Origin of the sequence: Nitrospira lenta, assembly GCF_900403705.1 — a bacterium.
Lineage (GTDB): Bacteria > Nitrospirota > Nitrospiria > Nitrospirales > Nitrospiraceae > Nitrospira_D > Nitrospira_D lenta.
This window is the reverse complement of sequence record NZ_OUNR01000022.1, coordinates 64461-79264: the sequence shown is the minus strand read 5'-3', so window position 1 is coordinate 79264 and position 14804 is coordinate 64461. Positions and strand designations below refer to the sequence as shown.

At 56.7% G+C, this 14804-nt stretch carries 12 protein-coding genes; 3 read left to right on the top strand and 9 right to left on the bottom strand.

All coding sequences use genetic code 11. The annotated features are described in order from the left end of the window. Nucleotides 1-56: 56 nt before the first annotated feature. On the bottom strand, nt 57-773 hold the full coding sequence (locus tag NITLEN_RS17510; protein WP_121990941.1) for an OmpA family protein: 717 nt from the start codon (nt 771-773) through the stop codon (nt 57-59). A gap of 41 nt (nt 774-814) precedes the next feature. Beyond that, nucleotides 815-2104, bottom strand: coding sequence for a hypothetical protein (locus tag NITLEN_RS17505; RefSeq protein ID WP_146216241.1), 1290 nt, complete (start codon nt 2102-2104; stop codon nt 815-817). 249 nt (nt 2105-2353) lie between these two features. Between NITLEN_RS17505 and NITLEN_RS17500 the strand changes: the two genes are divergently transcribed. Next, on the top strand, nt 2354-2734 hold the full coding sequence (locus NITLEN_RS17500; protein WP_121990939.1) for a PilZ domain-containing protein: 381 nt from the start codon (nt 2354-2356) through the stop codon (nt 2732-2734). Nucleotides 2735-2746: 12 nt separating this feature from the next. Further along, nucleotides 2747-3166 carry a PilZ domain-containing protein gene (locus NITLEN_RS17495; RefSeq protein WP_281267849.1) on the top strand — a complete coding sequence of 140 codons (420 nt, stop codon included), beginning with the start codon at nt 2747-2749 and terminating at the stop codon, nt 3164-3166. A 77-nt stretch (nt 3167-3243) separates the two neighbouring features. On the opposite strand, the gene NITLEN_RS17490 is transcribed toward NITLEN_RS17495, so the two are convergent. The 7 genes from NITLEN_RS17490 to NITLEN_RS17460 form a co-directional block, all read right to left on the bottom strand. Beyond that, a complete protein-coding gene (locus NITLEN_RS17490) occupies nt 3244-4452 on the bottom strand; it encodes a murein transglycosylase domain-containing protein (protein WP_181416972.1) in 1209 nt (402 codons plus the stop codon). Nucleotides 4453-4593: 141 nt separating this feature from the next. Beyond that, entirely contained in the window at nt 4594-6924 is a 2331-nt protein-coding gene (locus NITLEN_RS17485; RefSeq protein WP_121990936.1) for a GspE/PulE family protein, read from the bottom strand. A 185-nt stretch (nt 6925-7109) separates the two neighbouring features. Further along, nucleotides 7110-8834 carry a proline--tRNA ligase gene (locus NITLEN_RS17480; protein ID WP_121990935.1) on the bottom strand — a complete coding sequence of 575 codons (1725 nt, stop codon included), beginning with the start codon at nt 8832-8834 and terminating at the stop codon, nt 7110-7112. Between the two features lie 6 nt (nt 8835-8840). Next, nucleotides 8841-10232, bottom strand: coding sequence for an RIP metalloprotease RseP (gene rseP / locus NITLEN_RS17475; RefSeq protein ID WP_121990934.1), 1392 nt, complete (start codon nt 10230-10232; stop codon nt 8841-8843). Nucleotides 10233-10313: 81 nt separating this feature from the next. Beyond that, on the bottom strand, nt 10314-11474 hold the full coding sequence (locus tag NITLEN_RS17470) for a 1-deoxy-D-xylulose-5-phosphate reductoisomerase (protein ID WP_121990933.1): 1161 nt from the start codon (nt 11472-11474) through the stop codon (nt 10314-10316). A gap of 11 nt (nt 11475-11485) precedes the next feature. Then, nucleotides 11486-12379 carry a phosphatidate cytidylyltransferase gene (locus NITLEN_RS17465; RefSeq protein ID WP_121990932.1) on the bottom strand — a complete coding sequence of 298 codons (894 nt, stop codon included), beginning with the start codon at nt 12377-12379 and terminating at the stop codon, nt 11486-11488. A gap of 6 nt (nt 12380-12385) precedes the next feature. Next, nucleotides 12386-13174 carry an undecaprenyl pyrophosphate synthase gene (locus NITLEN_RS17460; protein WP_121990931.1) on the bottom strand — a complete coding sequence of 263 codons (789 nt, stop codon included), beginning with the start codon at nt 13172-13174 and terminating at the stop codon, nt 12386-12388. A 198-nt stretch (nt 13175-13372) separates the two neighbouring features. Here NITLEN_RS17460 and tldD point away from each other — a divergent pair, with 198 nt between their 5' ends. Continuing rightward, nucleotides 13373-14803 (top strand): metalloprotease TldD, encoded by a 1431-nt coding sequence (tldD, locus tag NITLEN_RS17455; RefSeq protein WP_121990930.1) that lies wholly within the window; start codon nt 13373-13375, stop codon nt 14801-14803. Nucleotide 14804: the final 1 nt, after the last annotated feature.

Here is a 14804-nt window from a genome sequence, read left to right as displayed (position 1 = left end):
ATCGACATGTACCGTACCACGATGGGGAGACCCAGTCAAAGCGGCATCTCGGTCGATTAGGATGTGTGTGGGAGCGTGTGTGGCGTGGGCGCGGACCGGAGGCGAAGTTTGAAAATCACGCGTCGGCTCTTCTCCCGATCTACTCCGGTCGCAGGATGCGCAATGAGATCTTGCCGGCCTCGGCCGCTCGCCGATGTCAGCCGCTGGAAGCACGGTGAAGCGGTTGGCTCCGCACGGTCGATGACTTCGAGGCCTTTGGTCATCACGCGGAAGGAACGTTCCTGGCTCAACCGCAAGTTCATCGCGTCGTCGCCGCGATCATCAGTATGGCCCTCGATCACGACTGAGTCGATATGTGACTCAAGCGGTCCGCAGACAAGGACCGCATAGCGGGGCATCATGTCGGTGAGGAATCGATCGGCCTGGGGAGTCAAGGTGCTCTTCCCGGAATCGAAGTTGAGCAGGTCTTCGGGGATGACGATTCGCATGAGCAGTGGATCCTGCGGGTCGTTGTCCACGGAGAGTCCGAATTGTGCGAAGTGTTCGTAGAGTAACGTTTGAATGTTGCTTGCGAGCGGCGTCGCAGGATCGGAGGCGGTCGCCTGGGGCGGCGGCGTTGGTGCGTCGGTTGGACTCTCCTGAGCTGCTTGTGGTGCGAGTGATGCCGCAAGGAGTAGGACGAAAATAATGGCGAGAGAAGTCATCAAGTCCATGAGCCCGTTGGTCGTGGTGTGGGAAATCGTTGAATGGGAGCCGGGGTTATTCTGATACATGTGGAATGTCTTCTCAGTGGGTTAGGACGGCAGGGGCCATCTTATCGTGGGCCGCGGGATTGATGAGTTCTACTAGGCGCGCTGATTGAACGCGGCGCAAGTAGGTGTGTTGAAGTGCGGAGTCGCTGCAGCCATCCTTGGGGTTGGCGAAGAGGCGTCCCTGTTCTGGCATGGGGTGCCTGAGCGATTCTGGCGGTCAAGTCATCCACCAGGTGACCGACTTCTTGGGGTGACGGGAAGCGCTGAGCTGGTGGCGGCTCCACTCGGTGAGGGATATTCGCCAATGCGAGTGTGAGTTGCTGGATGAGTGGAGCGAATGATTGGGCGATGGCGTCGGTCGGATAGGTAGCCGGTGGTGTGTTCTCGGCCTGGAGATGTGAGCGAATTTCTTGTGTCAGTGCATCCACCGATTTTGTCATGGCCTTCAAGGGCTGGACGAGGGCATCAGCCGCCGGCTGTGCATAGGGAATGGGGGGGGGATATTTTACTCCCTGTTCCAGTGAAGAAGGTCGGCGAAGTGTTCCCGTCATGCCTTCAAGAATCTGTTCAAGCGTTTTTCTTGGAAATAGGTCATCGATCAAGTGGATGCATTGCTGATGGGCTGAGAATAGGCGAAACATGAGCGGTTTTTCTATCAGGGTAAAGGCCGTTGCGCAGACGAGCCCGACGATCGAGGTCAGAAATTTTCCGGCGAGACCGTTGATGAGTCCCTGAATGCCGGCAATGCCGTGACCATCGGCGTGGAGTTTACTGAGTCCCACCAATAGCGCGATAAACGTGAGCAGGAGGCCGATCCCTGTCAGGAGAGACGGCACTTGTTGATACCATGCCAGGTTCAGCTTTCCTCGAAAGATCGTTTCAAGTGAAAAGAGCTCCTGGGCGGAACGGGAGCTAAATATGCGAGGTTCGATATACCAGGCAACCTGTTCCGTCACGAGCGTCTTCCGATATTGCTTCCAGGAAGGGGATAGCCAGGGTTCTCGCTGAAATGTCGCGTTGATGAGTTGAAAGTCCTTCCCGTCTCGTCGGTCTAAGGGTGGAGGGGAGTCTTGCGCCCTACCTTTCACGACTCCCGGAGGGGGGAACGTCAAGCCGTCCTGATCGAGTTGCAGGCGCTCTTGGGCCAGTGTATGCAAGCAGCGCGTCACACGTGCAAACGGTTGCGCGGTTTGTGTCGATAGTTGATACAGCCGAGTGATCTGCCAGAGAAAAAATATCGTCAGGCCCGCAGAGCCGTACCAGCTGATGAGGGGAGCGGAGAGCGCACCCCAGGGGGCAACGTCCTGAGTCAGCAGTTGAATGGCATGTTGGATGACCATGGGCGACATCATGTCCAACTTTCGTGCCACTGTGGCGTGTCGGAGATGCCCGCCGATTCGTGTAATTATCGATGGGTGCGCGACAGGCTAAGCACATTGTTCCCTCAAGGGGAACAATGTGCCGGGTTCGCGTCCATTCGGGTCCGCTGTTCTATGGCATTCACAGGAAATGGTATCGCAGGGACTTGTTGGATGGTGACTTTCAAAAAAGTATTTGTAGGGAGAAGCGAGTGAGATACAGTCGGGTGAGAGGTTTCGATTATGTCGGCGAGCACATCACGCGCTTCGATGCTGAACAAGTTTCGTCGGCACCCTCGAGTGCGTATTCCCACCCCCATTGCCTGTGAGCTTGCCTGGCATGATGAGCAGCGTTGGTTTGGAAAGTCGGTTCACGGTCCGGGCGTCGTGTACGATCTCTCATTGCGGGGGATGCGGGTCAGCACAGAAGCTCCGATCAAGCCGGGCGATCAGGTGTCGTTGCTGATTCGGTTGCCGCGGCAAGCGGCACCTGCAGAAATCGCTGTGGCCACGGTTCGCTGGGCGAAAGATCAAATCTACGGACTGGCTTTTCAGCGGTTGTCGAGTACCTCCCATGGACGACTTCGACGGTACATGACGGTGTTTTCAAAAGGGATCAGATAAGCGAGGTCTGCCTTGTCGAATTCCCGTGTCTCTACAAACGAGCCCTCCTCGCGGCGGCGCACACCGCGCATGCGTGTTTCAGCTCCATTCCCTTGTTCCTATGCTTTGGTTGGACTGAAGAGATGGGCGACGGTCAATCGGGGCGGTCTGGGCGTGGTGTGCGATCTCTCAGTCGCAGGTGCCAGAATGCTAAGCGAGACAGCCTTGGCTCCCGGTGATGAGATTGCGATCAGCCTGCGATTGCCGCACCAGCGGGTGTCGACGTTTATCGATCGGGCCACGGTTCGTTGGGTAAAGGATTCTGTATTCGGGGTCGAGTTCTCTTTACTGTCACCGATCGCGGTCACGCGGTTAGGTAAGTGCGTCATCCGTGGAATACACCCTTCGCCGCCGCTTTCGGCAACCGACACATCCGCACAGCCGCTTCGCTAGGATTCGATTGTAACCCATAAGCATCGTATGGAGGATCGCGCTCCTTCGAGCGCTGCGCGGGCGTAGCCACGCGCTGTTTACTTGACCCCGTCTCCAGGTGTGACGATAAATTGCTTGCGAAAGCCGACCACTTTGGCGAGATAGTCGCGGGTTTCTTGATAGGGTAGGTTCGCTCGCAGCCGGTCATAGACGGCAGGAGGTTGCAGCGAGTTGATTTGGTTGATGGCCGTGGTTTGATCCGGAGCAAATGCTTTGAATACGTTGCGCGGACCGGTGTTATAGGCTGAAATCACGCAGTATTCTCTGGCCACCTGGTTCTCAATGCGCTCCAGCAGACTATAGGACAGCACGTTGAGATAGGCACTGCCAAGCTCGATATTGTTCTCAGGGTCGAAGAGATATTCTCGCGAGGGGATAGTGTCCTTGCCTTTGGCTTTCTTGTAGGCATCGCGCCCCCCGCTGCTGGGGACGAGCTGCATGAGCCCGAAGGCGGGCGCGGAGCTGACGGCGAAAGGGTTGAAATTACTTTCCGTGCGAATGACCGCGAAGATCAAACTGGGACTGATTTTGAACTGTTCTGCATACCGGGTGACGGCGCTGCGGTATTTTTCCGCCTGCCTGTTCGAAAAGTTGGCGACCATCTTAATTTCAGCGAGCAGGGCCTGTTTGGCTACGCCGTTCTGATCGACCGCTCGCGGCTTGGCGTGGTTGTCGACCGTAAACGTCGCAAAGGCTTCCGCTTGGGCCGGAGTCTTGATCGCTCGCCCCTCCTGGTCCACAACCAGGCCTAGGAGGTAGGGCGGCTTGTCGCTGGTAAGCGTGACAGCTTTGTCGGAAAAAAGATCGACGGATCGAGGATCATCAGGGGTCAGGAGTGTGGTGACGAGGGCATTTTTCAAGCTGTCTTTGGGAGCCTTGTCGTCCAGTGTTTCAATCACGATCATCCCGCTATCAAAATCGACGACCGCTCGGCTCATATAGTTCTGGGTGTACTTGACGTATTTCTTCTGCTCCGGAACCTGTACTTCTTTCTCTCCCCATGTTTGGCGGACCCGACCGGTCAAGGCGGCCATGATGGTTTCGAAGTCGCGCTGCAAAGTTCGTATATCGCGCAGGACGGATTCAGGGTCGCGCTGATAGGCGTCGGTGTGTTCCTTGAGGACTTGTTTGGGATCTTTGCCTCCGGCAATGCTGACGACGGTTTTTCCCGTTTGGCTTCCGAGGACGCGTTCGGCACTTGTCAGGACGTGATCGGCGGTCTCACAGCCCGAAGCTGAAAGAAGCATGGGTAAAACGAGAAGCCTCGATAGCGATGCATAGGGATTCATGGCGCTAGTGTACCTGTTTTTATCGGAGACAGAAAGTGGGGGAAGGGATTGCGGAGCCGCGTGTGTAGCCACGCGACTCCGCATGAGGAGGCGGTCACGCTACTTGATGGCGACGGCTTTGACTTCTTTGTACGACGTTTGACCGAGCAATACTTTTTGGATACCGTCCTGAACGAGGGTCGTCATACCTTCATCCATTGCACGGTGCAACATGTCTTCAGTGCGGGCCTTTTGTTGGACCATCCGCTTAATGTTGTCTGATCCAAGCAGGAGCTCATGGAGGGCCACGCGTCCTTTATAGCCGGTACGATTACAGACTTCGCAGCCTTTCCCGCGTGAAAGACGGAATGACGCGTCTTGTTTAATGCCCAGTTTATCCCAGCGATCGGCGCCGTAGCCCTGGCGAAGCTCTTCATATTCTTCGGGCGTGCCCGCATACTGCTCCTTGCAATCTTTGCAGATACGACGCGCCAACCGTTGGGCGAGCACCCCGAGCATGGCATCGGCGAAGCTGAAGGGGTCGCAGCCCATGTCTAGGAGGCGGGTCACCGTTTCCACTGCGCTATTGGTGTGCAAGGTACTGAGGACCAAGTGCCCGGTGAGCGAGGCTTCGATGCCGGTATCGGCCGTTTCTTTATCGCGCATTTCTCCGACCATGATCACATCTGGATCGGCGCGGAGGAAGGCGCGCATGGCGTTGGCAAAGGTGAAGCCGATCTTGGGCTGGACTTGGACCTGGCGCAGGCCATATTGGGTGATTTCGACGGGGTCTTCCGCGGTCCAGATCTTAATGTCCGGAGTATTGATGTTGCCCAGCACGGAATGGAGTGTGGTGGTTTTTCCTGATCCGGTCGGTCCGACACAGAGAATGATACCGTAGGGCTTTTCCGAAATATCTTTAATGCCTTTGAGATTGCGATCCGAGAACCCCATTTTGTCGAGCGGCAAGGGTTCGCTGGCGGCCAAGATACGCATGACGACATCTTCGTTATAGCCGGATGTCGGAATGGTGGCGACGCGGAGTTCAATCTCTTTGGTTTCCGTGAGCTTGAACTTGATTTTCCCGTCCTGCGGCTTGCGGCGTTCGGCGATATCCAGGCTGGCCATGATTTTCAAACGGGACACGATGGCGCGTCGATAGCTCTGGGGAATTTTCATGTACTCGAAGCAATCGCCGTCGACACGGAACCGGACGAGTGTCTCGCGTTTTTCCCCGTAAGGCTCGATGTGAATATCCGAGGCGTTTTGCCGGAAGGCGTCGGCGATAATCTGGTTGGCAAGACGAACGATGGCGCTGTCGTTTTCATCGAGGCCACCCCCTGCCGAGGCTTCTTCAAGCGCTTCGGCTTGGGATTCGGTGACCAGTTCCCCTAGAATGTCAGAGACGTTTTCGTCGAGTTTGCGGCCCCCGCTGCTTCCTCCTACATCGGTATGTCCGGTGGCAGAGGCCAGAAATTGGATGATGTCTCTCCGCAGGCTGACCGCGAAACGGATGTTTAATCCGGGGAACGTTCGTTTGATGTCCTGAACTCGGTCAAGGTCGCCGGGATCATCCGTCAAAATTTCGATGGCGGTGCGATCGCGTTTCAACGGCATCCAATGATTTTTTCTCAGATAGTCGACGTTCAGATTCTTGAGTAGTTCGATATCGACCAGAGTGCGATCGCTGAACTCGATATACGGACACTTGTAGAATTGAGCGAAGGACTTGCCGATATCTAGTTTCGGTACCTTATACTTTTCAATCAAGAGGCTTTCGAGATCGCTGGCGCCTTTGCGGGCTTCGGCGAGAACGTTTTCCATGTCGTTCTGCGTAATTTTTCCGCTGCCAATGAGGTGGTCGAACTTTGTGGGGTTTTTCTTTGTGGACTTCCGCAAGTTGAAAAAGGCAATGCCAAGAGCCTTGGCGATTTCGGCGACCGACTCTTCGTCTTTTCTGGTAAAGCGGCTGCCGCTCTTCTTATTCAGCAGCTGGAGGACGCCCATGAGATATTTGTTGTCGGCGACGATCGGATAGGTCAAGACCTGTTTGGTTTTAAAGCCGGTGTTTTTGTCATAGGACGTGTCATGAAGCAGGGCCGGGTGGATGCCTTGCAGCTCGGCCATGTTGTAGGCATCGGCGATATTGACTGGGCGGAGATATTTTGCGCAGAAACCCGCGAGGCTTTGCTCCGAGATGGGAATGCGGACTTCTTGGACGCCATCGACTTGAAGGGCTTTGGAAAAAATTTCTTTCTTATCTGAGTCGAAGGCAAAGAGGGTCAGGTCCTCGGCGTCGAACAGGCTGAGGATATCTTTGTGCAGATCGAGGAGGATTTGGTCGAGATCGCTGGCCGCGTTGATTTGAGCGGTGATCTTCTTGACGTGTTCTGCGAACTCACCTTTATGTTGCAGTTCCTGGAGATTGTTGGGCATCGGCTTGGACTGCATTCCTGATTCCTTCTTCGCTCAGCTCGAATTCCGATGTAGGCGAGATGTGCCGGCACTTGCGTGCGGCGAGTGCCGGTTGTGACGCGGCGTCTCTCTAAAGAGTGAGTGTAGACCAATCGAATGGGAAGGCAAGGAAAAGGCAAGTTTGTAAGGCGCGAATCAGGGCGCCGTCGAAGACGTTCGCATCAGTGAGAAGGCGAGGCCGCGTCGACGTGAGGGATAGCGCTACGGAGATGCTGAATGAGTTCAGCCGGAGTCACTCGCGTTTTGATACCAGTGCGTCGGACTTTGACTTCAACGACGCCGTCGGCGAGCCCTTTGTCTCCGACGACGACTTGGAATGGAGCACCGATGAGGTCGGCGTCGTTGAATTTGACTCCGGCCCGATCATCGCGGTCATCCCAGAGCACGTCAAATCCCGCTGCCTGTAGTTCGGCATAGAGACGGACGGTCATTTCATTGGTTTTGTCCGATTGGCTGACGGGAATGAGGTGGATGTGAAACGGGGCAATCGGGTAAGGCCAAATAATTCCGCGTTCGTCGTGGTTTTGCTCAACAGAGGCTGCCGCGGACCGTCCGACCCCGATGCCATAGCAACCCATGACGGCAAGGCACTCTTTCCCTTGCGCATCCAGGAATGTCGCGTTCATCGCCTGGCTATATTTTGTGCCGAGCATAAAGACGTGACCGACTTCGATTCCTTTGGTGGCTTTCAGGATGCCGTCTTTTTTCGGTGAGGGATCGCCGGCCTGGGCATTCCGAAGATCGAGGGTCTGGTCGGCGGAAAAGTCACGGCCCCAATTGGCATCGACGAAGTGGATGTCGAGCTGATTCCCACCGACCACCACATTCTTGAGTGCGGGGATAGCCTGATCCGCCAATATTCTGATTCCCTTGAGACCGACCGGTCCGGCAAATCCGACCGGCGCCCTGGTGGCTTTCTCAACCGTTGCCGGTCCTGCCAGTTCGATTTCAGGAACTCCCAATGCTTTCTTGAGCTTGATCTCGTTGACAGTATGGTCGCCGCGAACGAGCACTGCCACGGTCTCTTTGCCGGTCGAGTATACGAGCGTTTTCACAAGCCGGTGAGCCGGAATTTTTAGAAAGGCAGTCACCTCTTCGATGCTGCGGCAATTCGGTGTTGAAACGGTGCGGAGGGGCAACGCGGCATCGCTCTCGATGCTTTCAGGAGGCAAAACGTCGGCGCGTTCGACATTGGCGGCGAACGTGCCGCTGTCGGTATAGACCACGGTCTCTTCGCCGGTTTCCGCAAGGACCATGAACTCATGCGAGGAGTTCCCTCCGATGAGTCCGGTGTCCGCTTCGACGGCTCTAAACGTGAGGCCGCATCGGGTAAAGATCCGGTGGTAGGCGTCGTACATCTTTTGATAGTTTTCGCGTGCGCCGGCCTCATCGCGGTCGAAGCTGTACGCGTCTTTCATCAGGAACTCGCGGCCTCGCATCAGGCCAAAGCGCGGGCGGATCTCGTCGCGAAACTTCGTTTGAATCTGATAGAAGTTCAGCGGGAGCTGCCGATAGGATTTCACTTCTCGCCGGAATAGGTCTGTGATGATTTCTTCATGCGTGGGGCCCAGGCAGAAATCCCGTTCATGCCGGTCTTTGAAGCGCAACAGTTCTTTCCCGTAGAAGTCCCACCGGCCGGTTTCCTTCCAGAGCTCCGCAGGCGAGGCCATGGGCATCAGGAGTTCCTGCGCCCCAGCGCGGTTCATTTCGTCGCGAATGATCTGTTCCACCTTCCGGATGACCCGCAGGCCAAGGGGGAGATAGGTGTAGATGCCGGACGCGACTTTTCGAATCAAGCCGGCGCGCAGCATAAGACGATGGCTGACTGTTTCAGCCTCACCGGGGGCTTCCCGTAACGTAGGGATCAGAAGTTGCGATGTTTTCATAGGGTGTTAACGAAGGAAGATACGTTCGAGGTCATTCCAAAAGGCGAAGATCATCACGCCAACCAATAAGACCAGCCCGGCTTGCTGGGCAATCTCCCGCTGCCGGTCGCCGAGCGGTTTCCGCAGAATGCCTTCAATGAGGAAAAAGAGCAAGTGTCCTCCGTCCAGAATCGGAATCGGAAGCAAATTCAGCACGCCGAGATTGATGCTCAGAATGGCAATCAGGAAAATGACACTGGAGGCGCCTTGCGAAGCAGCCTCTCCTGAAATATTCGCGATCGTCAACGGGCCGCCGATATTTTTACTCGAAATGTCCCCGACGACCATTTTATAGAGTCCGATGGCAGTGAGCTCGGTCCATCCCCAGGTGGCGTCAAGCCCTTGGTAGATGGCCTGGAGCGGATTGTCCGAATGCATGAGCGACCGGCCGGGTCCTGAGATCCCGATCTTTCCGATCTCGACGGCCTGGCCGTTGACGGTCGCTTTCTCTGAGCTTGGGGTGACGACTAATGGGATGCGCTGGCCGTTGCGCAGCACATCGACGTGCAGCGATTTGCTTGGGCTATCCCGCACAATCGCCGTCATCTGAAGCCAGGTGTAGATCGTTTGGCCTTCAATGCCAATGACTCGATCTCCGGCCTGGAATCCCGCCGTGGAAGCCGGGAGGCCGTGCATCACGGAGGTGACCAGGGGAGGGGTCTCTTCGACGCCGATCGTATACAGCGGCTCATCGGGCGAGGCCTGCTGGCCTTGTAGGGGAACCGGGATAACAGAGAGCGGCTTTACTTGTGTCCCGCGTTTAATCTCCAGGGAAATGGCTTCCCCTTTGCTATGAGCCACTGCATCCAGTAATTCCGTCCTCGTGGAAATCTCTTTCCCGTTTACCTTGGTAATGTGGTCGCCGATTTCCATGCCAGCCGAGGATGCCGGAGAGCCTGGTACGAGTGCCTCAATGTCCGGGCTGAGGTCGCGGAAGGTCGGGACGAACAAGGGCGATCCCGTGGAGAGCCATCCGGCGAAAATGAGATAGGCCAGAATGAAGTTAAACCCCGGTCCGGCTGCCACGATCAACACTTTCCCCCATAACCCCTGATGGGCGAACGATCGCCGGCGGTCTTCCGGCGTGGAAGCTTCCGTTTCGTCTTCGCCGAACAGTTTGACGTATCCACCTAATGGAATGGCGGAGAGCAAATATTCGGTTTCGCCGACCTGGCGACCGAAAATCTTCGGGCCGAACCCGAGGGAGAATTTCAGGACTTTCACGCCCACCCAGCGGGCCGCCAAAAAATGTCCCAGCTCGTGGAATGCGACGAGGACGCCGAGTACGATCAAGAACCACCAGGCTTTTTGCATCAAGACCCAGAGGGTATCGGGGGACCAGGTGAATGCGAACATCATGGGTGTGCTCAATATCTAGAGGTGAAAGTGTAACGCCAGCATCAACTTAACACTCATTGCCCAATTTTCAAAACGATGTTTCTAACGGGGGAGCGCATGGACTAGGGACTCCGCTTTTTCTCTGGCCCACCGATCGGCCTCCAGCGCGTCCTCCAGAGAGGACACGGCTTTGGGCGTATGGGCGTCCATCGTTTGGCGGATGACTTCGGCGATTTCGATAAAACGGATGCCGCCGTTCAAAAAGGCATCGACGGCAATTTCGTTGGCGGCGTTCATCGTGGCCGGCATCGTGCCTCCGGTCCGGAGGGATTCATATCCCAAATTGAGGCACGGGAATCGGTCATGGTCCGGCTTGCAGAAACTGAGTGTGCCGATGGCCGTCAAATCCAGCGACGGCAGGTCGAGCGGCAGCCGTTCGGGGTACCGCATGGCATAGGAGATCGGCGTCCGCATGTCCGGCAATCCCAATTGGGCGATCATGGAGCGGTCTTCATATTCGACGAGCGAGTGAATAATGCTTTCCCGATGCACCATCACCTCGATGCGGGATTCAGGAATATCAAACAACCAGCGGGCTTCGACGACCTCGAGGCCTTTGTTCATCAGCGTGGCTGAGTCGATAGTAATCTTGGAGCCCATTTTCCAGTTGGGGTGCTTGAGCGCGCGCTCGGGCGTGACGTGTTGCAACTCCTCCTTCGCCACGGTCCAGAGCGCTCCGCCGGACGCCGTGAGGATCAATCGCCGGACATCTTCCAGGCGATGGCCTTCCAGTGATTGAAAGATCGCGCTGTGTTCGCTGTCGACCGGGAAGATTCGGACGCCATGTTTATGGGCTTCTTCCTGCATGAGTTTGCCTGCCATGACCATCGGTTCTTTATTGGCCAGGGCAATATGTTTTCCTGAACGGATCGCCGTGAGGGTGGGCACGAGTCCGGCGGCTCCGACAATGGCGGAGATCACCAGTTCGGCTTCCGGCAGAGACGCCACTTGAGCGATGCCGGCTTCACCGGACACAATCTCAACAGGCAGGCCTGTGCAACGCTGTCGCAAGGTCACCGCGGCAGCTTCCTGTGATACGGCGACCACTCGCGGGGTGAACGCGCGGATCTGTTCTTCCAGTTTGTCGATATTGTTACCGGCGGTGAGTCCGGCAACGCGAAACTCACCGGGGAATCGCTGAACGATATCGAGGGTGTTCGTGCCGATCGAACCTGTGGAGCCCAAGATGATGATGGTTTTCATAGCGTCTCCTGCTAAGGGAGCGGCGAAAAGCCGCAGACTAATGTCACATAGTAGTAGAAGGTGGGGGCGGTGAACAAGAGACTATCTAAACGGTCGAGCATGCCTCCGTGACCGGGAAGAATTCCCCCAGAGTCCTTCACCCCGACCCCGCGCTTTATCGCTGATTCGCACAAGTCTCCCACAAGGCCTGTGCCGGTCATCAGAAAGCCCAGCGCCAACGCGTGAAGCATGGTCAATTGCGGAACCAGCCAGACCTGCGTCAGGAGGGCGACTGCCATGGCCAGGGCCAATCCTCCCGCCAGTCCCTCAATGGATTTCTTGGGGCTGATCGACGGGGCCAGGGGATGGCGTCCCCAGAGGGTCCCTGCGTAGTAGGCGCCGATGTCGCTGGCCCAAGTGACCACCGCAATAAAGACGATCAGCCATTCGCCGGATGGGAGGGCGCGTGTCGAAACCAGCGTGCTGAGTGTGAGTCCGATATAGAGCGGCCCGAATAGCGCAATGGCCGCGTCATGGAAGCGGGACGTGAGGCTATTCGAGGATCCGAGCATCGCCAGCAACACGCCGGCGAGACCCGGTAGCAGTATCGTGTCTATTGGAAGCGCCCAGTGGGGGCGGACGATCAAAAGCGTCGTGAGTCCGAGCGCGAGCCCGGTGAGGGCTGGATTGCGACGATCGCCGAAGCCCATGCGTGTGAGCTCTAGCAGGGCGATGGCTCCGCCTATGACCACCAACAGAGTTAGACCCCAGGGCGGCAGATAGCGAATGATGGCATAGACGATTGGAATGCCGATGAGGGCGGTATAGACGCGCCGGACATCGAAGCGGCGAGTCGGCGTGGGAATCGGCGCAACGGGTGCTGTTGCCCGGTTACCATGCACATCTACTGGGCTGAGGTTGTCCACGTGCGCTTAGGAGGACACAGTGCTCAAGACCCGGCCGAATCGGCGTTCGCGGCGTTGATATTCGATCAACGCGAGCAGAAACTCACGTCGCCGAAAGTCGGGCCAGGGCGTAGAGGTGAAGTAGAGTTCGGTATAGGCCAGTTGCCAGAGGAGGAAGTTACTAATACGGGTCTCGCCGCTGGTTCGAATCAACAGGTCGGGGTCAGGGAGCGGGTGTGTATAGAGATGGCGCGATAGCAGCGTTTCGTCAATCTGGTCAGGCCGGAGTGATCCTGTCTGCGCGTCCTTCAGAATGTCGCGGACGGCGTCGACGATCTCAGTTCGTCCCCCGTAACTGAGTGCCACGGTCAGATGCAGCTTGTTCAGATGCGCGGTTTCCTGCTCGGTTGTCCGGACCCAGCGCCGGGCGCTCTCCGGAAGCGCATCGAGTCGTCCGATGGCGCGGAAACGAACGCCTTGCTCAATGAGGCTGGCTCGCTCGGTGGACAGGTAATGTTCTAGAAGGCCCATCAATGCGGAAATCTCTTGTGTCGGCCGATTCCAATTCTCCTGTGAGAATGCGTAGATGGTCAGGTGTTGAATGCCCAGTTCGAGAGACAGGGTGATCATCTCGCGGACGGAATTGATCCCTTCGCGATGACCGGCAATGCGGGGCAGGCTGCGAAACTCGGCCCAGCGTCCGTTTCCATCCATAATGACGGCGACGTGTTTGGGCAGGAGTTCCTGTTCCAATTTACTCGTCAATTCTTGCTCGGAAAGGTGGTCGAGGCTGGATGAAGAAGGTGTCTGTGGCATGAGAAGTGAGTCGAGGTCCTTTCCGTAAAGACTCAATGGCAGGTGCCCAAAGTCTACTGACGAGGGTAGGCAATGTCAAACGCTATTTAGTAAAAGCCCTTGGTCTGTCAATAGTTAAGATGCGTTGCATTGCGGCTGCGGAAATGAATGGGCTATACTCCTCGCTTGTTCCCATACAGAAACAAAGGGGCGTGATTGATGGCTGATTCTGGGCAGCTCGAAAAGTTCGGCATGACGGATCTGGAAGTGTTCGGTGCCCTCGACCGGCTCAACGTCCGGGATGTGGACTATGCCGATCTCTATTTCGAGTCGCGGGTGTCGGAATCCGTCTCTATGGAAGAGGGCCTCGTCAAGCGGGCTTCGAAAAGTATTTCCCAGGGCGTCGGGGTGCGGGCGACCGCCGGAGAGAAAACCGGATTTGCCTATTCAGACGAGTTGACGAAGAAGGATTTGGAAATTGCCGCGGATACGGCCCGGTATATCGCTAATTCTCCCAAAGGGGATCGCAGTTTGCCCGTGCCGACGCAGCAACGGCCGACGCGGGATCTCTATCCCGTCGAACGGGCGAAGGCTGAGGTGGCGACGGCGGACCGCGTGGCCTTGCTCAATGCGATCGATGCCGAGGCGCGGCGCTACGATCCGCGGATCAAAAATGTACTGGCCTCATTTAATACGGAATATAAAGTGGTGGCCGTGGCGACCTCCGATGGCACGTTGATCGGAGATGTGCAACCGTTGTCCCGGCTTCAAGTTACCTGTATCGCTGAGGAAAACGGCAATCGGCAGGTCGGGTCATTCGGCGGGGGCGGGCGGGTCGGGTTTGAGTTCTATCAAGAAGAAGGCCGGTATTTGGAATATGCCCGGGAGGCGGCTCGCGAGGCGATTTTGAATCTCTCCGCGGTGGATGCGCCGGCAGGGGTCATGCCGGTGGTACTTGGCGGAGGATGGCCGGGCATTTTGCTGCACGAGGCGATCGGCCATGGGCTGGAGTCGGACTTCAACCGGAAGAAGACCTCGGCGTTCTCCAACTTGATCGGCAAGCGCGTGGCCTCCGACGTGTGTACCATCGTAGATGATGGCACGCTTCCGTTTCGTCGCGGTTCGCTCAATATGGATGATGAAGGGACGCCCACGGGACGTACAGTGTTGATCGAGAAGGGGATCCTTCGCGGCTATATCACCGACAAATTGAATGCGCGATTGATGGGCATTCCGTTGACCGGCAATGGCCGGCGGGAAAGCTATCAAAGCATCGTGCTTCCTCGCATGACGAATACCTTCATGCTGGCCGGCGAGTCGGACCCTGCTGACATTCTGAAGTCGGTCAAGCGAGGGCTGTATGCCGTGTCCTTTGGCGGCGGGCAGGTGGATATCACCAGCGGGAAGTTTGTGTTCTCGGCGAGTGAAGCCTATTTGATCGAGGATGGGAAAATCACCAAGCCGGTCAAAGGGGCCACGCTGATCGGCAACGGGCCTGAAATTCTGACGAAGGTGTCGATGGTCGGGCATGATTTGAAGTTGGATAACGGGATCGGTACCTGCGGCAAAGACGGCCAGTCCGTGCCGGTGGGAGTGGGATTGCCGACCTTGAAGATTGATGAAATCACCGTCGGCGGGACGCAACGATAAC